Below are 24854 nucleotides of genomic sequence, written 5' to 3' on the forward strand. Positions count from 1 at the left end.
GCTGTCCCCCGGTCACCGAAACCGCATGAATCCGTCAATTGCGGTCACTTGCTGTGCAATTGACCTGGCCTGGCAGCTGCGTACGGTCCTCGGCCTCTCACCATACGTGGCAAGTCACGGCCGTGCGGCCGGGTCACGGCAACCCGGCCGCCCGGCAGGGCCCGGGCGGGTCAGTCGGTCGACTCGAACGTGGCGAACGCCGTCTCGCGCATGGTCCGGCACTCGTCCTCGTCCCAGGCGTCCGCCTTGCAGCTGAGCATGATCGAGTAGCCGTGGGTGGAGTCCGCCTTGAAACCGCGGTTGAGGACCCGCACCCGCATGCCGTCCTGGTTCCGGGTGAACTCCCAGTCGGCGACCGTCGGGTAGCCGTTGAACTCGACCTTCTTGATGCCGATGTGCTTGTAGCCGTTGCTGAGGCTCCTGGTCCCGGCGACCGCTCCCGCCCAGGCCGCCGCCGCGTCGTTCTTCGGGGAGGAGTTGTAGTCGACCTGGACCCGGGGGAATCCGCCGCCGGCGTTGTAGATGGCGCCCGAGTTCTGTCCCGCTATCTTGTAGAACGTGAAGTCCCCCGGCATCGCCATGGAGAAGTGGAACTGCTTGTTGGTGACGGTCCGGTAGCCGGCGGGCAGCGCGTCCGGGTCGGGGTCCGCACTCGGCTCGCCCGTCTCCGCCGAGGGCGAGGCCTCGCCGGTCGCCTCGGTCCCGCCCTGTCCCTGACCGTCCTTGCCGCCGTCCCCCGTGGCGCCGTCGTCCTTGCCCGAGCCGCCCCCGGCCGAGGCCTCCGCGTCACCGTCGGCCGTCGCCCCGGACGAGGCGGCGCTGTCACCGCCCTTGGAGCCGCCCTGGTCACCCGTTCCGTCGTCGCCGAGCGTGAGCGCCAGGATCGTACCGAGGACGGCGAGCACGACCACACCGGCGATGATCGCCAGCGTGCGGCGCGGCACGACGTCGGTGATCGATGCGCGGGGCACGGCCGGACGGCCGGGCGGCGTGGCCGCCACGGAAGCCGACGACGTGGTCCTCGCGGTGCCGGGCGGCACCGCGGCGGCCGTCGGGGACTTGGCGTTGCGGACCGACTTCAGGGCGCCCCGCAGCCGGTCCCGGGTGCCCTCGACGGGCTCGGACGCCCCGGCCGGAGAGGCCGCGGTGGAGGCGGAGCCGGAAGCCCCGCCCTCGGAGCCGGAGTCGCCGGCCACCGGTCTCGCGGAGCCCGCGGCGGCGGCCGCTCCGGCGGCCCCGGCGGCCTTCTTCCCGCTCTTGGAGTCGTTCCGGCCGTTCCTGGCGCCCTTGTCGCCCGCGGAGTCACCGATCGTGGGCAGCGCCATGACCTGGGTGGCCTCGGCCGGCGGCACGGCGGGCCGCTCCGGGGCGTTGATCACCGCGTTGAGCAGGACACGCGCCCCGGCGTCGTCCAGCCGCTGTTCGGGATCCCTGGCCAGCAGGCCGTAGATGACCTCTTCCAGCGGGCCCGCGTTCACCGGTGTCTCCACCGGCTCCGTCATCACCGCCGTCAGCGTGGCGATGGCCGAGCCCTTGTCGTAGGGCGGGCGGCCCTCGACGCTCGCGTACAGCAGTCCGCCGAGCGACCACAGGTCGGCGGGCGGGCCCGGCTTGTGGCCGCGTGCCCGCTCGGGCGAGATGTAGGAGGGGGCTCCGACGAGCATGCCCGTCGAGGTGACGGAGGGGTCGCCCTCGACCTGGGCGATGCCGAAGTCGGTCAGGACGACCCTGCCGTCCTCCGAGATCAGCACGTTGGACGGCTTCACGTCACGGTGCAGGATGCCCTCGCGGTGCGCCGAGCGCAGCACGTCGAGGATGGCGAGGCCGACCTCGGCGGCACGCCTCGGCGTCAGCGTCCCGTCCTCGCGGATCACCTCGGCGAGGGACTTGCCCTCGATGAGCTCCATGACGATCCACGGCCGGTCGTCCTCGTCGACCACGTCGTAGACCGTCACCGCGCTGGTGTTGCGGATCCTCGCGATGGCCTTCGCCTCGCGCAGGGTTCGCGTGATCAGACGGCGCTTCTCGTCGTCGTCGATGGACGACGGGAACCGCAGCTCCTTGACCGCGACCGTGCGCCCCAACGTCTCGTCGGCAGCACGCCAGACCGTGCCCATGCCGCCCCGGCCGAGCACCTCCCCGAGGCGGTACCGCCCCGCGAGGAGACGTCCGTCCTTGTCCCGTTCGGGCTCCCGCGACTGCTCCGCCTCCGACATGCGTCCCCTCTGCGATCAACCCGCCCTGGCAGAGCGTCCATTGTCCCTCACCCCGGGACCGGTCATGGTCCCGGGTCCGTGGACGGCCATGATGTGGCCGGAGGAAGGAATCCCGTGCCATGCCGATACTCAGGACGCTGTTCGCCGCCCCGTTGGTGCTGACTCTGCTCGCCGCGGGATCCGCGAACCCGCCCAGCGAACCACACCTCGCACCGGCATCCTCCTACCTCCCCCGGCTGGTCGTCGAGGGCGGCGCCCCCGCGGCGGCCCTCCTGTCCCACCGCGGCGCGCCGGGGGCGGCCGGACGTACGACTCCGCGGGCACCGGCATCGGGGCGGACGACCACTTCCGGGCGGGCAGCGTCACCAAGACGTTCGTCGCCGCCGTCGTCCTCCAACTCGCCCAGGAGGGCGGGCTCCGGCTGGAGGACAGCGTCGAGGACCACCTGCCGGGCCTCGTGCGCGGCAACGGCTACGACGGGTCCGCCGTCACCCTGCGCGCGCTGCTGACCCACACCAGCGGCCTCCCCGACTACGCGGCGGCCCTGTCCGCCGCCGACCCGGCCCTCACGGGCGCCACCGGCCCGTCGGCCCGGCCCCTCACCGCCCTCGCCGCGGTGCGTACGGCCATGGCCCTCGCTCCGGTGGCGGCGCGGGGCTCGTACGCGTACTCCAACACGAACTACGTCCTGCTGGGCCTGGTCGTCCAGCACGTCACGGGACACGGCTACGCCGCCGAGATCCAGCGGCGGATCCTCGTCCCGCTCCGGCTGACCGGCACCTCGCTCCCGGGTGCCCGCACCTCCCTGCCGGCCCCGCGCTCACGCGGCTACCACCGCTCCCCCGTGGACGGGACCCTGCTCGACGTCACGGACATCGACCCGCGGGCGGCGGGCGCCGCGGGGGAGATGGTGTCCACCCTGACCGACCTGGACCGCTTCTACGCCGCCCTGCTGGGCGGCCGGCTGCTGCCGCCCGCCCAACTGGCGCTGCTCCTCGACACCCGGGCCGCCGACGGCTCGTACGGCATGGGGGTCTTCCCGCAGAGGCTCTCCTGCGGCATCACCGTCTGGGGGCACAACGGGCACATCACCGGCAGTTACGTGCGGACCGCCGCGACCCGTGACGGCCGGCACGTCCTCACCTTCCGGGTGAACACCGACGCCTCACCCGGTGCCGCCCTCGAAGCGGGCCTGCTGGAGGCGGAGTTCTGCCCGCCGGCCCGCTCCGGGAGGACCTGACGGCCCCTCGCCTCAGCGCGGCACGATGTCGGGCGCGCCCAGCCGCGCGGCGTCGGCCGTCAGGTCGTCCGGCTGCCGCTGGGACTCCCGCTCGGCCTCGACCCGCTTGCGGTAGTGCTCCACCTCGCGCTCGACCTGGTCCGTGTCCCAGCCGAGCACGGGTGCCATCAGGTCCGCGCACTCGCGGGCACAGCGGGTGCCCCGGTCGAAGGTCTCGATGGAGATCCGGGTGCGCCGCGTCAGGACGTCGTCGAGGTGCAGGGCGCCCTCGTGCGAGGCGGCGTAGACGACCTCGGCCCTCAGGTAGTCCTCGGCGCCCGCCAGCGGCTCGCCCAGCGTGGAGTCGCCCTTCACCAGCTCCAGCAGCTCCTCGGTCATCGAGCCGTACCGGTTGAGCAGGTGCTCCACCCGGGCGACGTGCAGCCCGGTGCGGGCGGCGATGCGGGCGCGGGCGTTCCACAGGGCGCGGTAGCCCTCGGCGCCCAGCAGCGGGATGTCCTCGGTGACGCAGTCCGCCACCCGCTGGTCCAGGGCGTGCACCGCCTCGTCGACGGCGTCCTTCGCCATCACGCGGTACGTCGTGTACTTGCCGCCCGCCACGACGACCAGCCCGGGCGCCGGATGGGCCACCGTGTGCTCGCGCGAGAGCTTGCTCGTGGCGTCCGACTCACCGGCCAGCAGGGGCCGGAGCCCGGCGTAGACGCCCTCCACGTCGTCGCGTCCCAGCGGGGTGTTCAGCACCGAATTCACGTGTTCCAGCAGATAGTCGATGTCGGCGCTGGAGGCGGCGGGGTGGGCCTTGTCCAGGTCCCAGTCGGTGTCGGTCGTGCCGATGATCCAGTGCCGGCCCCACGGGATCACGAAGAGCACGGACTTCTCGGTCCGCAGGATGAGCCCGGTCGAGGAGTGGATGCGGTCCTTGGGCACGACGAGGTGGATGCCCTTGGACGCGCGGACGTGGAACTGCCCGCGCTCGCCGATCAGCGCCTGGGTGTCGTCCGTCCACACCCCGGTGGCGTTGACCACCTGCTTGGCCCGGATCTCGTACTCCTCGCCGCCCTCGACGTCCCGCACCCGGGCGCCGACGACGCGCTCGCCCTCGCGCAGGAAGCCGGTCACCCGCGCGCCGTTGGCCACGTGCGCGCCGTAGCCCGCGGCCGTGCGCACCAGGGTCGCCACGTAGCGCGCGTCGTCCATCTGGGCGTCGTAGTACTGCAGGGCTCCGACCAGGGCGTCCTTCTTGAGGGCGGGAGCGACGCGCAGGGCGTGGCGGCGGGTGAGGTGCCGGTGCACGGGCAGCCCGCGGCCGTGGCCCGAGGACACCGACATCGCGTCGTACAACGCGACGCCCGAGCCCGCGTACAGCCGCTCCCAGCCCTTGTGCTGCAACGGGTAAAGGAAGGGAACGGGCTTCACCAGGTGCGGCGCCAGCCGCTCCAGCAGCAGCCCGCGCTCCTTCAGCGCCTCGCGTACGAGCGCGAAGTCCAGCATCTCCAGATAGCGCAGCCCGCCGTGGATCAGCTTGCTCGACCTGCTGGACGTGCCGGACGCCCAGTCGCGCGCCTCGACCAGTCCGGTGGAGAGTCCTCTGGTGGCCGCGTCCAGCACCGTCCCGGCGCCGACGACGCCCGCTCCCACGACCAGCACGTCCAGTTCGCGCTCGGCCATCGCGGTCAGCGCCTCGGTGCGCTCCGCGGGTCCCAGTGTCGCTGTCCTCACTGCTGCCTCCCGGTAGTCCCGGTGCGTCGGGTGGTTCGGGCACGGGAGCGGGGACCGGCCGGAGGGCCGGGCGCCCGTGCCCACCTCTCGATTCTGTCCGCGGTCCACGACTTCAGCCACCGCCTGTGGACAACACCCGCCTCACAGGAGTCACGGAATGCGACATATAGGTCATATTTACGCCTAGTCTGACATAGCGCTGTCCACAGCAGTTGCACTCTCTGTCTCTTGGCCTTAGGGAAAGGACGGCCCACATGCCCGCAGACCTCGCCGTCATCGGACTCGGTCACCTCGGCCTGCCCCTCGCCCAGGCAGCCGTCGGCGTGGGAATCCACACCGTCGGCTACGACACGGACCCACGGCCCTGCGCGGAACTCTCCGCGGGCCGTACTCCGGTCGAGGGATCACTGAGCGCGTCCGACATCCGGCGGATGCTCTCGGGCGGCTTCCGGCCCACCTCCGACCCGGCCGAGCTCGGCCGGGTCCGCACCGCCGCGATCTGCGCCCCGACGCCGCTCGGGCCGGACCGCGCGCTCGACCTCCGCGCCGTGACCGACGCGGCCCGGGCGCTCGCCGCCCGGCTGCGGCCGCACACCACCGTCCTGGTGGAGTCCGCCGTGCCGCCCGGCACCACCGAGAACGTCGTACGCCCCCTGCTGGAGGAGGGCTCAGGCCTGCGCGCCGGACGCGACTTCCACCTGGCCCACTCCCCCGGCCGCCTCGACCCCGGCAACCGCACCCACGTGTACGGCAACACCCCGAAGGTCATCGGCGGGCTCACCCCCGCGTGCACCGAGTCGGCCGCCGCCTTCTACGGACGGCTCACCGACAAGGTCGTACGGGCCCGCGGGCCGCGCGAGGCGGAGATGACGAAGGTCCTGGAGACCAACTTCCGGCACGTCAACATCGCGCTCGTCAACGAGATGGCGGTGCTCTGCCACGACCTCGGCGTCGACCTCTGGGACGTCATCAGGTGCGCCGAGACCAAGCCCTTCGGCTTCGAGGCGTTCCGTCCCGGCCCCGGCGTCGGCGGTCACGGCGCCCCGGTGGACCCGGGCTACTTCCCGTACAACAGCCGGACGCCCGGCCACCCCCTGCGCATGGTCTCGCTGGCCAAGGAGATCAACGACCGGATGCCGAGCTACGTGATCCAGCGCTGCGCGACCCTGCTGAACGAGCACGGCAAGTCCGTTCGGGGCGCCCGGGTCCTGCTGCTCGGTGTCACCTACAAGCCGGACCTCGCCGACCAGGAGGCGTCGCCCGCCCGGGAGATCGCGACCCGGCTCATGGACATGGGCGCCCAGATCGGCTACCACGACCCGCACGTCCTGGACTGGCGGGTGCGCGACCTGCCCGTCCCGCGCGCCGACTCGCTCTACGAGGCGGCCGCCGGAGCCGACCTGACGGTGCTGCTCCAGCACCACCGCACGTACGACCTCCAGGGTCTGGCCGTGAAGGCCCAGCTCCTCCTGGACACCCGGGGAGCCACTCCGGCGGGGGCCGCCCACCGGCTGTAGCGCGTCCCTGTGCGGGTCCCCGGAATCACCGTGGGGCGTGTCGGCGCGGGCTGCTAGCCTGCGGCGTCACTTCTCGCACACCCGTGCGCACCGTCCCAGGGGGAACACCCGTATGAGCCAGCCCGCACAGCCGCCGAACCCACCGCAGCAGCCCCAGGACGGCCGGCCGGTCGCCGGGAACCCGTACGCGGAGCAGCCCGGCACCGCCCCGGCGGCGCAGCAGCCCGGCGCTCCCACGGGCAACCCGTTCGCCGCTCAGCCCGGCGCCCCGACCGGCAACCCCTTCGCGGCCCAGCAGCCCGGCCCGTACGGCGGCGGCCCGTTCCCGCCCGCCCCGCCGGCCCCGCGCGACAACCTGGCCCTCGGCCTGCTGACGGCCCTCGGCACGGCGGTCGTGGCGGCGATCCTGTACGGCGTCATCGCGGGCTCCATCGAGCGCGAGGTCGGCTACGCGGCCGTCGGTGTGGGCTTCCTGACCGGCTTCGCGGCGAGCAAGGTCGGCGGCCCGCTCCCGGTCATCGGCGTGGGCAGCGCCGTCCTGGCCCTGGGCGCCGTCTTCCTCGGCCAGCTCATCGGCATGTCGATGATCCTCGCGGACGGCCTGGGGGTCGGCTTCTCCGAGGTCTTCTTCGACCACTTCAGGGACCTCGTCGACGTCTGGAAGCAGGAGGCCGACTTCATGACGTACCTCTTCCTCCTCCTCGGTCCGGTCGCCGCCTTCGGTGGCGCCAAGCGGGCCGGCTGACGCCTCACGCACCGACGGCCCGGACCGTCTCCCGGTCCGGGCCGTCGGTGCGCGCGGGGGATCAGCGGCGGTGCTGCGAGTCCGCCACCGTCACCTCGACGCGCTGGAACTCCTTGAGGTCGCTGTAACCGGTGGTGGCCATCGCCCGGCGCAGGGCGCCGAAGATGTTCATCGAGCCGTCCGGGTTGTGCGACGGGCCGGTCAGGACCTCCTCGGTCGTGCCGACGGAGCCGAGGTCGACCAGCTTGCCGCGCGGCACGTCCTCGTGGACGGCCTCCATGCCCCAGTGCCGGCCGCGGCCGGGCGCGTCCGTGGCGCGGGCCAGCGGGGAGCCCATCATCACGGCGTCCGCACCGCAGGCGATGGCCTTGGGCAGGTCGCCGGACCAGCCGACGCCGCCGTCGGCGATGACGTGCACGTACCGGCCGCCGGACTCGTCCATGTAGTCGCGGCGGGCCCCGGCCACGTCGGCGACGGCGGTCGCCATCGGGACCTGGATGCCGAAGACGTTGCGCGTGGTGTGCGCGGCCCCGCCGCCGAAGCCGACGAGGACACCGGCCGCGCCGGTGCGCATCAGGTGCAGGGCGGCGGTGTACGTGGCGCAGCCGCCGACGATGACCGGGACGTCCAGCTCGTAGATGAACTGCTTCAGGTTCAGCGGCTCGGCCGCGCCGGAGACGTGCTCGGCGGAGACCGTCGTACCGCGGATGACGAAGATGTCCACGCCCGCGTCGACGACGGCCTTGGAGAACTGCGCGGTGCGCTGCGGCGACAGCGCGGCGGCGGTGACGACACCGGAGTCGCGCACCTCCTTGATGCGCTGCCCGATCAGCTCCTCCTGGATGGGGGCGGAGTAGATCTCCTGGAGCCGCGGGGTGGCGGTCTCCACGGGCATCTCGGCGATCTCGTCGAGGAGGGCCTGCGGGTCGGCGTGCCGGGTCCACAGCCCTTCGAGGTTGAGGACACCGAGGCCGCCCAGCTCACCGATGCGGATGGCGGTCTGCGGGGAGACCACCGAGTCCATCGGCGCGGCCAGGAAGGGCAGCTCGAACCGGTAGGCGTCGATCTGCCAGGCGATCGAGACCTCCTTCGGGTCACGGGTGCGTCGGCTCGGCACGACGGCGATGTCGTCGAACGCGTATGCCCTGCGGCCGCGCTTGCCGCGCCCGATCTCGATCTCAGTCACGATGGTGTGGCCTTTCCCTCTACGTCTGCGCTGACCAGTATCCCCGACGCACGCGTGAGGGGCGGTCCCGGGAACCCCGGTCCGCCCCTCACCTGCGCCGATGTGTTACTTCCTGCTGTAGTTCGGCGCTTCCACCGTCATCTGGATGTCGTGCGGGTGGCTCTCCTTGAGGCCCGCCGAGGTGATCCGCACGAAGCGGCCCTTGCTCTCCATCTCGTCGACGGTCGCGGCGCCCACGTAGCCCATGGTCTGGCGCAGGCCGCCGACCAGCTGGTGGAGGACGTTGGCCAGCGGGCCGCGGTAGGGCACCTGGCCCTCGATGCCCTCGGGCACGAGCTTGTCGTCCGAGGACACCTCCGCCTGGAAGTAGCGGTCCTTGGAGTACGACCGCCCCTGACCGCGGGACTGCATGGCGCCCAGCGAGCCCATGCCGCGGTACGACTTGAACTGCTTGCCGTTGATGAACATCAGCTCACCCGGGGACTCCTCGCAGCCGGCGAGGAGGCTGCCCAGCATCACGCTGTCCGCCCCCGCGGAGAGCGCCTTGCCGATGTCGCCGGAGTACTGGAGGCCGCCGTCACCGATCACGGGGACGCCGGCGGCGCGGGCGGCGAGGGCCGCCTCGTAGATCGCGGTGACCTGCGGGACGCCGATGCCGGCGACCACGCGGGTGGTACAGATCGAGCCGGGTCCGACGCCGACCTTCACGCCGTCGACACCGGCGTCGATCAGCGCCTGGGCGCCGTCGCGGGTGGCGACGTTCCCGCCGATGACGTCGATGGCGACGCTCGACTTGATCTTCGCCATCCAGTCGAGGGCGTTGCTGTTGTGCCCGTGCGAGGTGTCGACGATCAGGAAGTCGACGCCGGCGGAGGCGAGCGCCTGCGCGCGGTCCAGCGCCTCGGGGCTGGCACCGACGGCCGCGCCGACCAGCAGACGGCCTTCGGCGTCCTTGGCGGCGTTCGGGTACTGCTCGGCCTTCTTGAAGTCCTTGACGGTGATGAGGCCCTTGAGGATGCCCGCGTCGTCGACCAGCGGCAGCTTCTCGATCTTGTGGCGGCGCAGCAGCTCCATGGCCTCCACGCCGGAGATCCCGACCTTGCCGGTGACGAGCGGCATCGGCGTCATGACCTCGCGCACCTGGCGCGAGCGGTCCGACTCGAAGGCCATGTCGCGGTTGGTCACGATGCCCAGGAGCTTGCCCGCGGGGTCGGTGACCGGCACGCCGCTGATGCGGAACTTCGCGCAGAGCGCGTCCGCCTCGCCGAGGGTGGCGTCCGGGTGCACGGTGATCGGGTCGGTGACCATCCCGGACTCGGACCGCTTGACCAGGTCGACCTGGTTGACCTGGTCCTCGATCGAGAGGTTGCGGTGCAGCACGCCGACGCCGCCCTGACGGGCCATGGCGATGGCCATCCGGGACTCGGTCACCTTGTCCATGGCGGCCGACAGCAGGGGGATGTTCACCCGCACGTTGCGCGAGATGAGGGACGAGGTGTCGACCGCGTTGGGCAGGACCTCCGACGCGCCCGGCAGCAACAGCACGTCGTCGTATGTCAGCCCGAGCGTCGCGAACTTCTCAGGCACTCCGTCGACGTTTGCAGTCATGACACCTTCCCCAAATGGTCTTGATCGGTGCGGATGTCCATGCTAACGGGCTCGCGGGGTGTCTCATTCCACGATCAAGATCACCTGGGGTTTCTGTGGCTTCCTCCACACGGCGGGAGCCTCCGGAACCGTCCCCTACTGGCCCGCGAGCGCCCGCAGCCTGCTCAGCGCGCGGTGCTGCGCGACCCGGACGGCGCCGGGTGACATTCCGAGCATCTGGCCGGTCTCCTCGGCGGTCAGACCGACCGCGACCCGGAGGACCAGGAGCTCGCGCTGGTTCTCCGGGAGGTTGGCGAGGAGCTTCTTCGCCCAGGCCGCGTCACTGCTGAGCAGCGCCCGCTCCTCGGGGCCGAGCGAGTCGTCGGGCCGCTCCGGCATCTCGTCCGAGGGGACGGCCGTCGACCCGGGGTGCCGCATCGCGGCGCGCTGGAGGTCGGCGACCTTGTGGCCCGCGATGGCGAAGACGAAGGCCTCGAAGGGCCTGCCGGTGTCCTTGTACCTCGGCAGCGCCATCAGCACCGCGACGCAGACCTCCTGCGCGAGGTCCTCCACGAAGTGACGGGCATCACCGGGCAGCCGGCTGAGCCGGGACCTGCAGTAGCGCAGGGCGAGGGGGTGGACGTGGGCCAGCAGGTCGTGGGTGGCCCGCGCGTCGCCGTCGACGGCACGGTGCACCAGAGCACCGATCACCGTCGTCCCGTCCTCACGCATCGGACCATGGTGCCTTGGCGGCGTCCGGTCCGATGCATCGCGTCCCGAGTTGTGCACCGAAGCGTTATCAGCGGGTGCGCCGGCGGACGCGTCGGTCCGGTCGGCGGATGCATCGGTCCGTACGTCGTCGTCGTGAGTGAGTGCTCCAGCGTTCTGAGCGGGTGCGCCGGGTGTCATCTCCTGCGCCCTCCCCTTCCGCTCGACCGAATGTTCCCCGAGGAACTCCACATCCCCAAGGATGCGGCATCGGCCAGGAAGCGTCACATGGCACTGGTGGGGAGGGCCCGGCCGCAGGTCCGCCGCCACCACCGCCCCGTCCGCCGGCGTGCGGACGGGATCGCACGGCTATCGGCCGCGCCGCGGCGTCAGCGGACCAGGCCCCAGCGGAATCCGAGCGCGACGGCGTGCGCGCGGTCCGAGGCCCCGAGCTTCTTGAACAGACGGCGCGCGTGCGTCTTCACCGTGTCCTCGGAGAGGAACAGCTCGCGCCCGATCTCCGCGTTGGAGCGGCCGTGGCTCATGCCTTCGAGCACCTGGATCTCGCGGGCCGTGAGTGTCGGCGCCGCGCCCATCTCGGCCGACCGCAGCCGGCGCGGGGCGAGCCGCCACGTCGGGTCGGCGAGCGCCTGGGTCACGGTCGCGCGCAGCTCGGCCCGCGAGGCGTCCTTGTGCAGGTATCCGCGGGCCCCGGCGGCGACCGCGAGAGCGACCCCGTCGAGATCCTCGGCGACGGTCAGCATGATGATCCGGGCCCCGGGGTCCGCCGAGAGCAGCCGCCGGACCGTCTCCACACCCCCCAGACCGGGCATGCGTACGTCCATCAGAATCAGATCCGAACGATCGGCCCCCCAGCGGCGGAGAACTTCCTCCCCGTTGGCCGCAGTCGTCACACGCTCGACACCGGGCACGGTCGCAACCGCGCGGCGGAGCGCTTCTCGGGCAAGCGGGGAGTCGTCGCAGACGAGGACGGATGTCATGACCGTCCTCCGCAGCTGATGCACGTCACCTTGAGCCTCCAGGCTGAATACAAGTCGTCACCTGTGCGGTTGACCCCCTCGGACATCTGCCCGAGGTCGTTCTCCGTCAACCGCCTCCCCCTCATCAACGACGGTCACTCGAAAGAGTTACGGGCCAAAGCATCCGGTTCGGCACTCTAAGTGAGCGCCCGCGCACGGAGGAGAGCGACGCGGGGTCATTCACCCCTCAACCGATATTCCACCCGGCGACCTGCCCCATTTAGCGGTTTTTCTTCCCTTTTGGGGGCGTCTGAGGCTAGATTCGCAATCAGTCATATTTACATCTACTAAGACCGTAGATGTACCGTCGGAACTCCGGTCGCCGACGAGCACGAGACGAGCGGCAACGGTCGGGGACGCCGTTTCCGAACCAGCAAGGTTTCGAGGGGACACGCAATGGCAGATTTCTCCCGCCTTCCCGGACCCAACGCGGACCTGTGGGACTGGCAGCTGCTGGCCGCCTGCCGCGGGGTCGACAGTTCACTGTTCTTCCACCCCGAAGGAGAACGCGGAGCGGCCCGGAGCGCCCGTGAGACCTCGGCCAAGGAGGTCTGCATGCGCTGCCCGGTGCGCGCCGAGTGCGCGGCGCACGCCCTCGCCGTACGAGAGCCCTACGGCGTCTGGGGCGGCCTCACCGAGGACGAGCGCGAGGAACTCATGGGACGCGCCCGCAACCGTCTGATCTCCGCCCACTCGGGGCCGGCCCCCGAAGCCGGCCGCACCTGACACCCCGTACGGCCCATCGAACGCAGAAACGTTTCTTCAGACGCGACGGATCCCTCATGCCCGGCGCCGGACCCGTTCCACCGGTCCGGCCGGCCGGGCCGCTCAGCGTGCGGCCGCCAGGGACAGCTGGTCCAGGGTCGCCGCCACCGCGGGCACCCTGGCGAGGTCGGGCAGGGTGAGGGCGACGATCTCCCGTTCCACGGCCGGCTCCACCGTCACGGTGCGCGCGCCCTTGGGGCGCACCGATTCGAGGGCCAGCTCGGGCAGGACGGCGACACCGAGTCCCGCCCCGACGAGGCCGATCACCGCCGGGTAGTCGTCCGTGGCGAAGTCGATCCGGGGGGTGAAGCCCGTGGACTCGCAGACCTCCACCAGCTGGCGCCGGCAGCGCGGGCAGCCGGCGATCCAGGGCTCGTCGGCCAGTTCCCCGATGCCCACCGCGTCCGCTCCGGCCAGCCGGTGCCGTTCGGGGACCAGCCCGACCAGCCGGTCCCTGAGCAGCGGGCGCACGACCAGGTCGTCCCACTCGCCGCCGACCGTCCCGTAGCGGAACGCCAGCGCGATGTCGCAGTCGCCGTCGCGCAGCATCTCCACGGAGTGCGGCGGTTCCGCCTCGACGAGCGAGACCTGGGTGCCGGGATGTGCGGCGCGCAGGGCCGCGAGGGCCCCGGGGACCAGGGTGGAGCTCCCGCTGGGGAAGGAAACGAGCCGGACCCGGCCGGCCCGCAGCCCGGCGATGGCGGCGACCTCCTCCTCTGCGGCGGTCAGTCCCGCGAGGATGCCGGACGCGTGGCGCACCAGTGCCTCACCCGCCTGGGTGAGGCGCATCTCGCGGCCCGTACGGATCAGCAGCGGCGTGCCCGCCGAGGTCTCCAGGGCCTTCATCTGCTGGCTGACGGCGGGCTGGGTGCAGCCCAGCTCACGCGCGGCGGCGGAGAACGAGCCGGTGGTGGACACGGCGCGCAGGACACGGAGATGACGAGCTTCGATCACCCTTCAACCATAAGGCACTCTTGCAGAACCGGGCGATTAATCATGAGCGCCTTTGAGAGACTCGCGGTTAGCCTGTCCGGTTATGAAGGTGCTCACCGTGAACCTCGGCCGTCCCACCCCCTCCCCGCACTCCGATGCGGACGGCGGGCTCACCGGGATCGGCAAGCGTCCGTCCGACGGACCGGTCCGGGTCTCGGACCCCGGCCCCAAGGGCAGCGGCGGCAGTGGCCTGGCTGGTGACGCGGTGTGCGATCTGCGCCATCACGGCGGTTCGGACCAGGCGGTCTACGCGTACGCCCGCGAGGAGCTCGACGCCTGGGAGGAGCAGCTCGGACGCCCCCTGCCCAACGGCGCGTTCGGCGAGAACCTGACGACCCTCGGCCTCACCGTGAGCCGCGCCCGGATCGGTGAGCGCTGGCGGATCGGCGACGGGCTGGTCCTGGAGGTGACGTCGGGCCGCATTCCGTGCCGTACGTTCGCGGGCCACCTGGGCGAGCGGGGCTGGGTGAAGCGGTTCACGCGCGAGGGGGCCACGGGGGCGTACCTCCGGGTGATCGAACCGGGGACGATCCGGTCCGGCGACCCGGTCGAGGTGGTGCACGTGCCCGACCACGACATCACCGCCGCCCTGGAGTTCCGGGCGACGACCACGGAGCGGGAGCTGCTGCCGCGCCTGCTCGACGCCGGTGACGCGCTGCACGCGGAGACGCTGCGCGCGGCGCGGACGTACCTGGCGAAGTGAGCCCGGCCTCCTGGACGGAGTCCGGTGCGGGTGCGGCCGGGTGGCGGGACGGCCGGGTCCCGCCGTGACCGGTGACGCTGCGAACCGGGGCCCCCGTCTGCGGGGGCGCTGCGATCCGGGGGGCGCCGCGTGCGGGGCCACGGTGCCCCGGACCGCTGTGATCGAGGGCCGCCGTGCCCCCTGACCGCTGTCACAGGCGGCGCTGTGACCAGGGCCGCCGTGCCCCTGACCGCTGTCACAGGCGGCGCTGTGACCAGGGCCGCCGTATCCGGGCGCGCCGCGACCGCCGTGCCCCCGGACCGCCGTGCCCCCTGACCTCTGTTGCCCGGGGCGCTGTGACCGGGGCCGCCGTGCCCCGGGCCGCCGCCTCCTGACCCCCTGCGACCGGGACTGCCGTATCCGGACGCTGTGTCCCGGGCCGCGGTCCGGCGGCGGGCTGTCGGGCTTGTTCCGGTTCGCGACGTGCGGGGACGGGCGAGGACGAGCGGGCACGACGCCCGGGCCCGCCCTTGTGACGGCCTTCCGCCCCTGGTGGCGCGGGCCGCAGGCGGAAGGCGGGTCCGTCACCCCTTCAGGCGGACGCTAACGTGCCGCCTATGACGACTGCACTGATTACGGGCGCGACGGCGGGGATCGGCGCCGCCTTCGCACGGCGGCTCGCGGGTGACGGGCACAATCTGGTGCTGGTGGCCCGGGACACGGAACGCCTGCGCGCGCAGGCCACGGAGCTGCACGACGGGCATGGCATCGAGGCCGAGGTGCTGACGGCGGACCTGTCCACCGACGCCGGGATCGAAGCGGTCGCCGCGCGGCTGACGGACCGGGTGAGCCCGGTCGACCTCCTGGTCAACAACGCCGGCTTCGCCAACAAGGGGCGCTATCTCGACGTCTCCACGGCCGACGAGCTGACGATGCTGAAGGTGCACTGCGAGGCGGTGCTGCGGCTGACCTCGGCCGCCGCGGGATCGATGCGCGAGCGCGGTCGCGGCGGGGTGGTCAACGTGGCCTCCGTGGCGGCCTTCCTGCCGAGGGGGACGTACGGGGCGTCGAAGGCCTGGGTCGTCCAGTTCACCCAGGGCGCGGCGAAGGACCTGGCGGGTTCGGGGGTGCGGCTGATGGCGCTGTGCCCGGGCTTCGTGCGGACCGAGTTCCACCAGCGGGCCGGGATGGCGACGGGCAACATCCCGGACTGGATGTGGCTCGACGCGGACAAGCTGGTGGCCGAGGCCCTGGCGGACCTGGCCCGGGGCAGGACCGTGTCGATCCCCGACCCGCGCTACAAGACGCTGATGGGCCTGGTGAAGCTGGCGCCCCGCGGCCTGCTCGGCGGAGTCACCTCCCGGGCGGGCCGGACGTACGGTCCCCGCTGAGGTCGCCCGTCCGGAGCGGGCCGGCGCCCGCCACGAGGAGACCTCGCGACCCCGGTGCCGGGCTCCGGCCGGAGGCGGCGCGCGTCGCCCCGCGTCGGCGCTCGGCACCACGCCCGCTCCCCCGGCCCGGCCGCCCGGAGCGGACGCGGGTCCGCGGAGCGGTCCGGGCCGGGAGACACCGAGGCCCGGTGCCCCCGCGACGGGGGTACCGGGCCTCGGTGGCGTACGGGGCGTACTAGTGGGAGTGGCCGTGGCCGCCGTGACCGGCGTCGGCCTCTTCCTCGGCCGGCTTCTCGACGACCAGGGTCTCGGTCGTGAGCAGCAGCGACGCGATGGACGCGGCGTTCTCCAGGGCGGAGCGGGTGACCTTGACCGGGTCGATGACGCCGGCCTTCACCAGGTCGCCGTACTCGCCGGTGGCGGCGTTGAAGCCCTGGCCCTTGTCGAGCTCGGAGACCTTCGAGGTGATGACGTAGCCCTCGAGGCCGGCGTTCTCGGCGATCCAGCGGAGCGGCTCGACCGCGGCGCGGCGGACCACCGCGACACCCGTGGCCTCGTCGCCGGTCTTGCCGAGGTTGCCCTCGAGGACCTTGACGGCGTGGACGATGGCGGAGCCACCACCGGAGACGATGCCCTCCTCGACCGCGGCGCGGGTCGCGGAGATGGCGTCCTCCAGACGGTGCTTCTTCTCCTTGAGCTCCACCTCGGTGGCCGCACCGACGCGGATCACGCAGACGCCGCCGGCCAGCTTCGCGAGGCGCTCCTGGAGCTTCTCGCGGTCCCAGTCCGAGTCCGTGGACTCGATCTCGGCCTTGATCTGGTTGACGCGGCCCTTGACGTCGGCGGAGTCGCCGCCGCCGTCGACGATGGTCGTGTCGTCCTTGGAGACGGTGACGCGGCGGGCGGTGCCCAGCACCTCGAGGCCGGCGCCGTCGAGCTTGAGGCCGACCTCCTCGGCGATGACGGTCGCACCGGTGAGGGTGGCGATGTCGCCGAGCATGGCCTTGCGGCGATCACCGAAGCCCGGGGCCTTCACCGCGACGGCGTTGAAGGTGCCGCGGATCTTGTTGACGACGAGGGTGGAGAGCGCCTCGCCCTCGACGTCCTCGGCGATGATCAGGAGGGGCTTGGAGGCGCCGGCCTGGATGACCTTCTCCAGCAGCGGGAGCAGCTCCTGGATCGAGCCGATCTTGCCCTGGTGGATCAGGATGTACGGGTCGTCGAGGACGGCCTCCATACGCTCCTGGTCGGTCACCATGTACGGGGACAGGTAACCCTTGTCGAAGGCCATGCCCTCGGTGAACTCGAGGTCCAGACCGAAGGTGTTGGACTCCTCGACGGTGATGACACCGTCCTTGCCGACCTTGTCCATCGCGTCCGCGATGAGCTCGCCGACCTGCGGGTCCTGCGCGGAGAGCGCGGCCACGGCGGCGATGTCGGCCTTGTCGTCGATCGGGCGGGCGGTCGCGAGGAGTTCCTCGGACACGGCCCTCACCGCGGCGTCGATGCCCTTCTTCAGGGCGGCCGGGGACGCGCCCGCGGCGACGTTGCGCAGGCCTTCGCGGACGAGGGCCTGGGCGAGCACGGTGGCGGTGGTGGTGCCGTCACCCGCCACGTCGTTGGTCTTGGTCGCCACCTCCTTCACCAGCTGGGCACCGAGGTTCTCGTACGGGTCGTCGAGCTCGACCTCGCGCGCGATGGTGACACCGTCGTTGGTGATGGTGGGAGCGCCGAACTTCTTGTCGATGACGACGTTGCGGCCCTTCGGGCCGATCGTCACCTTGACCGTGTCGGCAAGCTTGTTGACGCCGCGCTCAAGGGCGCGACGGGCGTCCTCGTCGAACTTCAGAATCTTCGCCATGGGCTGAGCTGTCCTCTCAAACGAACTGCGCCCCTCGCCGCCCGGCTAGTTATTTCGCAGGGGGCCAGGGGCGCAGAACACAAGCAAACGTGGGTGAATTACTTCTCGACGATCGCGAGAACGTCGCGGGCCGAGAGGACGAGGTACTCCTCGCCGTTGTACTTCACCTCGGTGCCGCCGTACTTGCTGTACAGGACGACATCGCCGGTCTTGACGTCGAGCGGAAGGCGCTCGCCGTTCTCGAAGCGGCCCGGGCCCACGGCCAGGACGACGCCCTCCTGGGGCTTCTCCTTGGCGGTGTCCGGAATGACCAGGCCGGAAGCCGTGGTCTGCTCGGCGTCGAGCGGCTGGACCACAATGCGGTCCTCGAGCGGCTTGATCGCAACCTTGGAGCTGGTGGTCGACACGATCCGGTCTCCCCCTTCGGAGATCTCACGGGGTTTAACAGTCTGTGGGGTGGCGACCAGGTGGATCCGTCGTCGCGGGTGCCGGACCTGCCCTGTCGCGCGGTGGTGCTGGCACTCTCCCTCGGGGAGTGCCAGCACTGAGACTATGACCGCGATTAGCACTCGGTCAAGCGGAGTGCCAATTCACCACCCTCGCGTGGCGCCGTGGGACCGGCGCACGCCCGGACAACGCGGGAGACCGCCGCGGTGTTCCGGCCCGCGTACCGGTGCGGACGGGGCGTCGCACGCGCCGGCCCGTCCGCACCGGTGCGCCTCAGACGTAGTCCTCCAGCCTGGCCACCGCGTACCCCTTGTCCGTGACCGTCTTCATGACGTTGCGGATCATGTCGGCCATGGACCCGTCCCAGTCCTCGCGGCCGCGGAAGTGGGTGAGGATGATGTCACCGGGGTGCAGGTCCTGGTCCCACTCGCGCCACTCCATGTGGTCGGGGAACGCCTCGGCCGCCCACAGGGGGACGGCCTTGATGCCGCAGGACTCGGCGACGCGCAGGGTGTCGCCGTTGTAGTTGCCGTACGGCGGCCGGAAGAGCGTGGGCCGCTTCCCGAAGTGCTTCTCCAGCTTCTCCTGCTCGCCGCAGATCTCCCGGCGCTGCTCGGCCTCCGAAAGCCCGGGGAGGTAGCGGTGGTTGAGCGTGTGGTTGTTGAGGGAGACGCCGCGGGTCTGCATGTCCTTGAAGTAGCCGTAGTCGTCGCTCACCTCGTAGTCGCTGAGGAAGGCGCTGTACGGGATCTTCAGCTCGGTCATCATGCGCAGCAGTTCGGGGTCCTTCTCCGCCCCGTCGTCCATCGTCAGGAAGACGATCCGCTCCTTGGTGGGCACGGTGGTGAAGACCGGCGGCAGCTTCTCCCCGCCCTCCACCTCGAACCCGTCGCGGGTGGTGACGTGCGGCCGGACGGCGGGCGGCGGAGGGGCGACGAGCGGGACCTTCGCCAGGCCCCACTTCTTCGCCGCCACGACACGGGCGGCCTGCTCCTGCTTCAGCAGCTCGGCCTCGGCCTCCGCCGCCGCGGGACCCGCGGGCGGGGCTGCGGCACCCTGCTGTCCCCCGGCCTGCCTGTCCGGACCGGCGGCCCCTTCGCCGGAACCGCCGGCGCACCCGGACGCGGCGGCGCCGGCGAGCAGGGCGACGAGGATCGCGCAGGCCGCTCTGTGGCGCTTCGCGGTGACTTTTTCTTTTTGTCTTACTAGTTGCATGGCGCCGCATCCTGCCACCGGGGCACCGGCCTCCCGCCGCGACACCTCCGGCGGGCCCGGCACGTCGCCCGGCTGGCTCACAATGGACCGGTGAACGCTCTTCCCCCCGCCGGCCGGACCGACCCCGCCGACCCGCTCGCCGCCTTCGCCGCCCTGCGCACCCCCGAGGGCACGGCGCTCCTGGACGAGCTGCGCGACCACGACCCGGCCAGGGAGCTGGCGACCGCGACCCGGCTGCGCCGCACGCATCCCGCCGCCCTCGTGTCGGCGGCGCTCGGCCAGGCGCGGCTGCGGCAGCGCGCGGTGGCGAAGTTCGGGGAGACGGACGCGTACCGCATGTTCTTCACCCCCGACGGCGTGGAGCAGGCGACCCGCACCTCGGTCGCCGCCTACCGCGCCGGCCGGTTCGCGGAGCGCGGTGTGCGGAGCGTGGCCGACCTGTGCTGCGGCATCGGCGGCGACGCCATCGCCCTGGCCCGGGCGGGCATCGCGGTCCTGGCCGTGGACCGCGACCCGCTGACCGCCCAGGTGGCCCGCGCCAACGCCGAGGCGCTCGGCCTCCAGGACCTCGTCGAGGTGCGCTGCGCCGACGTCACCGGCATCGACACCTCCCCGTACGACGCCGTCTTCGTCGATCCCGCGCGGCGCGGCGGGCGGGGCCGGATCTTCGACCCCGAGGCGTACTCCCCGCCGCTCTCCTGGGCGACCGGGGCCGCGCTGAAGGCACCCCGCGCCGCGCTGAAGATCGCCCCCGGCGTCCCGCACGAGGCGATCGGACCGCAGGCCGAGGCCGAGTGGATCTCGGACGGCGGCGACGTGAAGGAGGCCGTGCTGTGGTTCGGCGAGGGCTTCACCCCCGGCGCGTTCCGGGCGACGCTGCTCCCGTCCCGCACGACCCTCACCTCGGACGGCCCGCTCCCGGCCCCGCCGGTCGGCCCGGTCGGCCGCTACCTGTACGAACCCGACGGCGCCGTCATCCGCGCCCATCTGGTGGCCCGCGTCGTGGAGCGGTGCGACGGCCGGCTCGTCGACGAGACGATCGCCTACGTCACGAGCGACACGGCGTACTCCTCCGACGAGACGGTCGCGTACGAGATCACCGACCAGATGCCGTTCAACATGAAGAAGCTCAAGGCTCTGCTGAGGGAACGCCAGGTCGGGGTGCTGACCGTCAAGAAGCGCGGCTCGGCGGTCGAACCGGAGGAACTGCGGCGGAAGATGAAACTCCAGGGGCCGCACGCGGCGACCGTCTTCCTGACCCGGGTGGCCGGGGCGCCGACGATGCTGATCGGGCAGCCGGTGAAGCGGCCCTGATCAGCCCTCCGCCGCCACCCGGGGGGCCGCCGGAGCCCCCGCGAGCACCCGGAGCACCCAGCGGCGGTGGGCGAACGCCTTGACCAGGCCGGTCAGTCCGGTGAGCCAGGCCAGGAACCCGAGCCCCATCAGCCAGGTCACCAGGCCGTACGTCTCCTGGCCCGCCCTGGCGGTCGCCGGGACCGCGACGCAGCCGAACAGACCCGCCGCGCAGAGCACGGACGACAGCAGCAGCCAGGCGAGGCTCGCCCGCGGCCGGCGCAGCCGCCCGTCCCGCTCCGGGTCGCGGTCCAGAGCGCCCCACGCCACCAGCAGCCGGTGTGCCCGCAGGTCCCTGAGCACACCGACGACCAGCAGGACGCAGGCGGGCACCAGTACGGCGGCGCCCGCGGCGAGGAGGATCACTCCGGGCACCGCGCCGAGGGCGTCGGAGGCGTCCTCGAACGTGAGCAGCGCCGACCCCACGAGGGACCAGCCGAGCGCGGCGGTGCCCGCCCACGTCCACAGGGCCCCGAGCCGCCCGGGCCCGAGGAACGACCTCACCAGTTCACCCAGTACGACCGCCCGGTCGCCCAACAGGGCGTCCCGGTCGGGCCAGGTGCGTACTCCCACGGGCGGAGGCGGGGGCGGAAGCGGTGAACGGCTGGGCATGGCCCAGACATTAACCGAGTCCGCGCGCGCCTCCGGGCGGTCGGACGGTACGGAGGATCAGGCCAGCGGGTACGACGTCCGGCCGGACACCTCGTCGATCTCGTCGTGCGCCTTGGTGAGCAGCTTCATCGCCAGTTCGTTGAGCGCGCGTGCCCCGGCGATCTCCTCGCCCACCCGTGGCTGCCGCGAGTCGGCGGGGTGGCGGCTGGCATAGCCGTGGGCCCGCACCTCGGTCCCGTCGCTCAGCCGTACCATCGCGGCCGCGCGGGTCCGATGGGTGTCCTCCTCGAATTCGAGCTCGACATGCCATCCGACGGCAGTCTCCATCATGACGGTCACCTCCCGGGATCTCCTGTTTCCAGGGTGCGCCCGGCGCCCCGCCCGCGCACGGCGTACGGAGGGCGCCGCGGGAGCGGTGGCTCAGGCGTCCAGCAGGGCCCGCACGTCCAGCTTCCGCATGCCCATCATGGCCTTCATCGCCCGGTCCGCCCTGGCCCGGTCGGGGCCGGAGAGCAGCTCGGGGAGCGCGCGCGGGACGACCTGCCAGGACAGGCCGTACTTGTCCTTCAGCCAGCCGCACATGCTCTCCTCGCCCTCCTCGGTGAACCGCGCCCACAGCCTGTCGACCTCCTCCTGGCCGGCGCAGTCCACGCTCAGCGAGACGGCCTCGCTGAAGTGGAAGTGGGGGCCGCCGTTGAGAGCCAGGTACTCCTGGCCCGCGAGGACGAACTCCACGGTCAGGACCGTGCCGGTGCCGCCCGGTGCCGCGTCCGTGTTGCGGGTGACCTCGACGATGCGGGAGTCCCCGCCGAAGACGGAGACGTAGAACTCGGCGGCGTCCTCGGCCTGGTCGTCGAACCACAGACAGGGCCTGATCTTCTGCATGGTCGCTCTCCTCCACTCGGCCCGGTGCGTCACGGACGCTGTGCAAGGTAGACCGCCGGGAGGCCCGGAACTCATCGGGACACGCGCCCGGCCGCCCCCGGGCCGCGGAGGACCCCGGTCAGCCGGCCGCCGGGCCGCGGAGGACCCCGGTCAGCCGGCCGCCGGGCCGAGGGACTCGAAGCGCCACCGGTGGACGGGGCGGGTGATCAGGCCCGCGTCCGGTTCCGGCAGTTCCGGCAGCTCGTCGTCGTACTCCGCGTCCCACCAGGTCAGCACCAGCACCCGGTCCTGCGGGGCGCGCAGCAGCTCGCTGCGCAGCGGCTCCCGGACGAGCTCGGCCGCGCGGGCCCCGGCCCACTCCAGCAGTTCCGCGCCCCGGCCCCGCGCGGCGCGGGCCTCCCACATCAGGGCGACGGTCATGAGTAGAGGTTGTCCTTGCTGATCTCGTGCACGTGGTCGTGGCTGTGCGCCCCGGGGACATGGGTCTCGGTGACCGGCAGCGAGGAGTCCGCGGAGAGCTCCCAGTCGGAGGCCGGGCGGTTGCGGGCCACCATCTCCGCGCCGAGCGCGGCGACCATCGCCCCGTTGTCCGTGCAGAGCCCCGGGCGGGGGACCCGCAGCCGGATCCCGGCCTTCCCGCAGCGCTCCTCGGCGAGTGCCCGCAGCCGGGAGTTGGCCGCGACGCCGCCGCCGATCATCAGGTGGTCGACGCCCTCGTCCTTGCAGGCCCGGACGGCCTTGCGGGTGAGGACGTCCACGACGGCCTCCTGGAAGGACGCGGCCACGTCGCGGACGGGCACCTCCTCGCCCGCCGCGCGCTTCGCCTCGATCCAGCGCGCCACGGACGTCTTGAGCCCGGAGAACGAGAAGTCGTACGCGGGGTCGCGCGAGCCGCTCAGTCCGCGCGGGAAGGCGATCGCCTTCGGGTCGCCCTCCCTGGCCAGCCGGTCGATGACCGGCCCGCCGGGGAAGCCGAGGTCCAGCACCCGGGCGATCTTGTCGAAGGCCTCGCCCGCCGCGTCGTCGATGGTCGCGCCCAGCGGCCGTACGTCCTGGGTGATGTCCGGGGCCAGCAGCAGCGAGGAGTGCCCGCCGCTCACCAGGAGGGCCATGGTGGGCTCGGGCAGCGGTCCGTGCTCCAGCTGGTCGACGCAGATGTGCGAGGCCAGGTGGTTCACCCCGTACAGCGGCTTGCCCAGGGCGTAGGCGTACGCCTTGGCCGCGGAGACGCCGACGAGCAGGGCACCGGCGAGCCCGGGGCCTGCCGTGACCGCGATGCCGTCGAGGTCGCGGGCGCTGATCCCGGCGTCCTTCAGCGCGCGCTCGATGGTCGGGACCATCGACTCCAGGTGGGCGCGGGAGGCGATCTCGGGGACGACGCCGCCGAAGCGGGCGTGCGTGTCGACGCTGGAGGCGACGGCGTCCGCGAGGAGCGTCGTCCCGCGCACGATGCCCACGCCGGTCTCGTCGCAGGAGGTCTCGATACCGAGTACGAGCGGTTCGTCAGCCATCAGTCTGTCTCTGTTCCTTGTACGGTCAGGCGCATGACGAGTGCGTCGATGTTGCCCGGCTGGTAGTAGCCCCGGCGGAATCCGATGGGTTCGAATCCGAAGCGTTCGTAGAGCTTCTGGGCGCGGGTGTTGTCGACCCGGACCTCCAGGAGCACGGCGGCGCACTCCAGGGCGGTGGCGTGCCGGAGCAGGTCGGTCAGCAGTTCGGAGCCGAGGCCGCCGCCCCACCTGCGGTGGCTGACCGCGATCGTCTGGACGTCGGCGAGGTCGCCGGCCGAGGCGAGACCCGCGTAGCCGACGATCCGGCCGTCGGCGGGGTCCTCGGCGACGACGTAGTGGTGGGTGGCCCGGGGCCCGCGGGTGCGGGCCAGTTCGGACCAGAACATTCCGGCCGACCAGGCGTCGTCGGGGAACAGTTCGTGCTCCAGCTCCAGCACCGGCTCGATGTCCCACCAGCGCATCTCGCGGAGCACTGCGGTCGCGGTGGTCACTTGGGGGTGACCACCTTGTAGTTCTTGGGGACCTGGGCGTCGGGCCTGCGCAGGTAGAGCGGCTGCGGCGGCAGCAGCGCGGTGCCGGCGGCCAGCCGTTCGACGGCGAGCGCGGCGAGCGCCGCGGCGGAGACGTGCTCGGGTCCGCGGGCGTCCGGGAACGCCCCGGGGTAGAGCAGCGCGCCGGCGCCGGCCACGGGCAGTCCGGCGAGCCGGTCCTCGATGTCGGCGGGCCGGTCGACGGAGGGTTCGCCGTCCCGGGTGCGGAAGTCCGCGTACCGCGCCCAGTAGACCTCCTTGCGGCGCGCGTCGGTCGCGACGGCGAAGGGGCCTTCGAGGCCGTCCAGTCCGGCGGCGTAGGCGAGGGCGTCGAGGGTGCACACCCCGTGCACCGGCACGGAGAGGGCGGAGCCGAAGGCAGCTGCGGTGACCAGGCCGACGCGCAGCCCCGTGTAGGGGCCGGGGCCGGCCCCGACGGCCACGTCGGTCACGGCGTCGAGCCCCACCCCGGCCTCGGCGAGCACCCGGTCGACGGCGGGCAGCAGCAGTTCCCCGTGCCTGCGGGCGTCCACCTGGCCGGTCTCGGCGACGACGGAGGTCCCGTCGTGGAGGGCGACGGTGACGGCGGGGGTGGCGGTATCCATGGCGAGCAGCAGCACACCAACAGCCTACGGCTCCGCCGACCCGGCC

The 24854-nt window shown here is 72.4% G+C and carries 23 protein-coding genes and 1 pseudogene; 7 read left to right on the plus strand and 17 right to left on the minus strand.

Translation table 11 applies throughout. The annotated features are described in order from the left end of the window. Positions 1-170 precede the first annotated feature (170 nt). A complete protein-coding gene (locus tag ACFVS9_RS19665; protein ID WP_389933959.1) occupies positions 171-2216 on the minus strand; it encodes a protein kinase in 2046 nt (681 codons plus the stop codon). 119 nt (positions 2217-2335) lie between these two features. Between ACFVS9_RS19665 and ACFVS9_RS19670 the strand changes: the two are divergent. Continuing rightward, positions 2336-3456 (plus strand): annotated as a pseudogene (locus ACFVS9_RS19670) (serine hydrolase domain-containing protein). Between the two features lie 12 nt (positions 3457-3468). Here ACFVS9_RS19670 and ACFVS9_RS19675 read toward each other — a convergent pair. Next, positions 3469-5175: a glycerol-3-phosphate dehydrogenase/oxidase gene (locus ACFVS9_RS19675; protein WP_383114032.1), complete on the minus strand. Its 1707-nt coding sequence runs from the start codon at positions 5173-5175 to the stop codon at positions 3469-3471. A gap of 254 nt (positions 5176-5429) precedes the next feature. Between ACFVS9_RS19675 and ACFVS9_RS19680 the strand changes: the two genes are divergently transcribed. Next, positions 5430-6692 carry a nucleotide sugar dehydrogenase gene (locus tag ACFVS9_RS19680; RefSeq protein WP_383114031.1) on the plus strand — a complete coding sequence of 421 codons (1263 nt, stop codon included), beginning with the start codon at positions 5430-5432 and terminating at the stop codon, positions 6690-6692. 112 nt (positions 6693-6804) lie between these two features. Continuing rightward, positions 6805-7437 carry a hypothetical protein gene (locus ACFVS9_RS19685; protein WP_389933963.1) on the plus strand — a complete coding sequence of 211 codons (633 nt, stop codon included), beginning with the start codon at positions 6805-6807 and terminating at the stop codon, positions 7435-7437. A gap of 61 nt (positions 7438-7498) precedes the next feature. Here the strand turns inward: ACFVS9_RS19685 and ACFVS9_RS19690 are convergent, their stop codons facing one another. The 4 genes from ACFVS9_RS19690 to ACFVS9_RS19705 form a co-directional block, all read right to left on the minus strand. Continuing rightward, a complete protein-coding gene (locus tag ACFVS9_RS19690; RefSeq protein WP_104788355.1) occupies positions 7499-8623 on the minus strand; it encodes a GuaB3 family IMP dehydrogenase-related protein in 1125 nt (374 codons plus the stop codon). A 105-nt stretch (positions 8624-8728) separates the two neighbouring features. Further along, positions 8729-10231: an IMP dehydrogenase gene (guaB, locus tag ACFVS9_RS19695; protein ID WP_383114029.1), complete on the minus strand. Its 1503-nt coding sequence runs from the start codon at positions 10229-10231 to the stop codon at positions 8729-8731. A gap of 135 nt (positions 10232-10366) precedes the next feature. Continuing rightward, complete coding sequence (locus ACFVS9_RS19700; protein WP_383114028.1) at positions 10367-10942, minus strand: sigma-70 family RNA polymerase sigma factor; 576 nt, start codon at positions 10940-10942, stop codon at positions 10367-10369. Between the two features lie 365 nt (positions 10943-11307). Beyond that, positions 11308-11919 carry a response regulator transcription factor gene (locus tag ACFVS9_RS19705; protein ID WP_003948568.1) on the minus strand — a complete coding sequence of 204 codons (612 nt, stop codon included), beginning with the start codon at positions 11917-11919 and terminating at the stop codon, positions 11308-11310. Between the two features lie 435 nt (positions 11920-12354). Here ACFVS9_RS19705 and ACFVS9_RS19710 point away from each other — a divergent pair, with 435 nt between their 5' ends. After that, positions 12355-12684 (plus strand): WhiB family transcriptional regulator, encoded by a 330-nt coding sequence (locus ACFVS9_RS19710; RefSeq protein ID WP_383114027.1) that lies wholly within the window; start codon positions 12355-12357, stop codon positions 12682-12684. A gap of 102 nt (positions 12685-12786) precedes the next feature. Here ACFVS9_RS19710 and ACFVS9_RS19715 read toward each other — a convergent pair whose 3' ends face one another. Continuing rightward, positions 12787-13677: a LysR family transcriptional regulator gene (locus ACFVS9_RS19715; RefSeq protein WP_389933967.1), complete on the minus strand. Its 891-nt coding sequence runs from the start codon at positions 13675-13677 to the stop codon at positions 12787-12789. Between the two features lie 82 nt (positions 13678-13759). On the opposite strand from ACFVS9_RS19715, the gene ACFVS9_RS19720 reads away from it, so the two are divergent. Then, positions 13760-14419 carry an MOSC domain-containing protein gene (locus ACFVS9_RS19720; RefSeq protein ID WP_383114025.1) on the plus strand — a complete coding sequence of 220 codons (660 nt, stop codon included), beginning with the start codon at positions 13760-13762 and terminating at the stop codon, positions 14417-14419. A gap of 596 nt (positions 14420-15015) precedes the next feature. Then, a complete protein-coding gene (locus ACFVS9_RS19725) occupies positions 15016-15789 on the plus strand; it encodes an SDR family NAD(P)-dependent oxidoreductase (RefSeq protein WP_383114024.1) in 774 nt (257 codons plus the stop codon). Positions 15790-16024: 235 nt separating this feature from the next. Here ACFVS9_RS19725 and groL read toward each other — a convergent pair whose 3' ends face one another. The 3 genes from groL to ACFVS9_RS19740 all read right to left on the minus strand — a co-directional run bounded on the left by groL (position 16025) and on the right by ACFVS9_RS19740 (position 19312). Continuing rightward, complete coding sequence (gene groL / locus ACFVS9_RS19730) at positions 16025-17650, minus strand: chaperonin GroEL (RefSeq protein WP_383114023.1); 1626 nt, start codon at positions 17648-17650, stop codon at positions 16025-16027. A gap of 98 nt (positions 17651-17748) precedes the next feature. Then, the gene (gene groES / locus ACFVS9_RS19735) at positions 17749-18057 is read right to left on the minus strand and encodes a co-chaperone GroES (RefSeq protein ID WP_003966899.1); all 309 of its coding nucleotides are present in this window, start codon (positions 18055-18057) and stop codon (positions 17749-17751) included. Between the two features lie 313 nt (positions 18058-18370). Then, positions 18371-19312: a polysaccharide deacetylase family protein gene (locus ACFVS9_RS19740; protein WP_389933972.1), complete on the minus strand. Its 942-nt coding sequence runs from the start codon at positions 19310-19312 to the stop codon at positions 18371-18373. A 90-nt stretch (positions 19313-19402) separates the two neighbouring features. On the opposite strand from ACFVS9_RS19740, the gene ACFVS9_RS19745 reads away from it, so the two are divergent. Beyond that, a complete protein-coding gene (locus ACFVS9_RS19745) occupies positions 19403-20626 on the plus strand; it encodes a methyltransferase domain-containing protein (RefSeq protein ID WP_389933975.1) in 1224 nt (407 codons plus the stop codon). Here ACFVS9_RS19745 and ACFVS9_RS19750 read toward each other — a convergent pair whose 3' ends face one another. The 7 genes from ACFVS9_RS19750 to tsaB all read right to left on the minus strand — a co-directional run bounded on the left by ACFVS9_RS19750 (position 20627) and on the right by tsaB (position 24808). Further along, entirely contained in the window at positions 20627-21277 is a 651-nt protein-coding gene (locus ACFVS9_RS19750; protein WP_389933978.1) for a hypothetical protein, read from the minus strand. It lies immediately after the preceding gene. A 57-nt stretch (positions 21278-21334) separates the two neighbouring features. Next, positions 21335-21607 (minus strand): DUF1876 domain-containing protein, encoded by a 273-nt coding sequence (locus tag ACFVS9_RS19755; protein WP_383114019.1) that lies wholly within the window; start codon positions 21605-21607, stop codon positions 21335-21337. 90 nt (positions 21608-21697) lie between these two features. After that, the gene (locus ACFVS9_RS19760; protein WP_389933981.1) at positions 21698-22162 is read right to left on the minus strand and encodes a VOC family protein; all 465 of its coding nucleotides are present in this window, start codon (positions 22160-22162) and stop codon (positions 21698-21700) included. 150 nt (positions 22163-22312) lie between these two features. Continuing rightward, positions 22313-22582: a hypothetical protein gene (locus ACFVS9_RS19765; RefSeq protein WP_383114017.1), complete on the minus strand. Its 270-nt coding sequence runs from the start codon at positions 22580-22582 to the stop codon at positions 22313-22315. Further along, positions 22579-23673 carry a tRNA (adenosine(37)-N6)-threonylcarbamoyltransferase complex transferase subunit TsaD gene (tsaD, locus tag ACFVS9_RS19770; RefSeq protein ID WP_389933984.1) on the minus strand — a complete coding sequence of 365 codons (1095 nt, stop codon included), beginning with the start codon at positions 23671-23673 and terminating at the stop codon, positions 22579-22581. The genes ACFVS9_RS19765 and tsaD overlap by 4 nt, the downstream gene beginning before the upstream one ends. Further along, positions 23673-24164: a ribosomal protein S18-alanine N-acetyltransferase gene (rimI, locus tag ACFVS9_RS19775; RefSeq protein ID WP_383114015.1), complete on the minus strand. Its 492-nt coding sequence runs from the start codon at positions 24162-24164 to the stop codon at positions 23673-23675. The genes tsaD and rimI overlap by 1 nt, the downstream gene beginning before the upstream one ends. After that, the gene (tsaB, locus tag ACFVS9_RS19780) at positions 24161-24808 is read right to left on the minus strand and encodes a tRNA (adenosine(37)-N6)-threonylcarbamoyltransferase complex dimerization subunit type 1 TsaB (protein ID WP_383114051.1); all 648 of its coding nucleotides are present in this window, start codon (positions 24806-24808) and stop codon (positions 24161-24163) included. Before tsaB ends, rimI begins: the two co-directional genes overlap by 4 nt. Positions 24809-24854 lie beyond the last annotated feature (46 nt).

The sequence above is a fragment of the Streptomyces sp. NPDC058008 genome (assembly GCF_042886395.1).
In the GTDB taxonomy this organism is placed as follows: domain Bacteria; phylum Actinomycetota; class Actinomycetes; order Streptomycetales; family Streptomycetaceae; genus Streptomyces.

Coding starts and splice junctions, on each gene's coding strand:
- ACFVS9_RS19665 (WP_389933959.1), bottom strand. CDS start 2,216: ATGTCGGAGGCGGAGCAGTCGCGGGAGCCCGAACGGGACAAGGACGGA.
- ACFVS9_RS19680 (WP_383114031.1), top strand. CDS start 5,430: ATGCCCGCAGACCTCGCCGTCATCGGACTCGGTCACCTCGGCCTGCCC.
- ACFVS9_RS19685 (WP_389933963.1), top strand. CDS start 6,805: ATGAGCCAGCCCGCACAGCCGCCGAACCCACCGCAGCAGCCCCAGGAC.
- guaB (WP_383114029.1), bottom strand. CDS start 10,231: ATGACTGCAAACGTCGACGGAGTGCCTGAGAAGTTCGCGACGCTCGGG.
- ACFVS9_RS19700 (WP_383114028.1), bottom strand. CDS start 10,942: ATGCGTGAGGACGGGACGACGGTGATCGGTGCTCTGGTGCACCGTGCC.
- ACFVS9_RS19705 (WP_003948568.1), bottom strand. CDS start 11,919: ATGACATCCGTCCTCGTCTGCGACGACTCCCCGCTTGCCCGAGAAGCG.
- ACFVS9_RS19710 (WP_383114027.1), top strand. CDS start 12,355: ATGGCAGATTTCTCCCGCCTTCCCGGACCCAACGCGGACCTGTGGGAC.
- ACFVS9_RS19720 (WP_383114025.1), top strand. CDS start 13,760: ATGAAGGTGCTCACCGTGAACCTCGGCCGTCCCACCCCCTCCCCGCAC.
- ACFVS9_RS19725 (WP_383114024.1), top strand. CDS start 15,016: ATGACGACTGCACTGATTACGGGCGCGACGGCGGGGATCGGCGCCGCC.
- groL (WP_383114023.1), bottom strand. CDS start 17,650: ATGGCGAAGATTCTGAAGTTCGACGAGGACGCCCGTCGCGCCCTTGAG.
- ACFVS9_RS19740 (WP_389933972.1), bottom strand. CDS start 19,312: ATGCAACTAGTAAGACAAAAAGAAAAAGTCACCGCGAAGCGCCACAGA.
- ACFVS9_RS19750 (WP_389933978.1), bottom strand. CDS start 21,277: ATGCCCAGCCGTTCACCGCTTCCGCCCCCGCCTCCGCCCGTGGGAGTA.
- ACFVS9_RS19755 (WP_383114019.1), bottom strand. CDS start 21,607: ATGATGGAGACTGCCGTCGGATGGCATGTCGAGCTCGAATTCGAGGAG.
- ACFVS9_RS19760 (WP_389933981.1), bottom strand. CDS start 22,162: ATGCAGAAGATCAGGCCCTGTCTGTGGTTCGACGACCAGGCCGAGGAC.
- ACFVS9_RS19765 (WP_383114017.1), bottom strand. CDS start 22,582: ATGACCGTCGCCCTGATGTGGGAGGCCCGCGCCGCGCGGGGCCGGGGC.
- tsaD (WP_389933984.1), bottom strand. CDS start 23,673: ATGGCTGACGAACCGCTCGTACTCGGTATCGAGACCTCCTGCGACGAG.
- tsaB (WP_383114051.1), bottom strand. CDS start 24,808: ATGGATACCGCCACCCCCGCCGTCACCGTCGCCCTCCACGACGGGACC.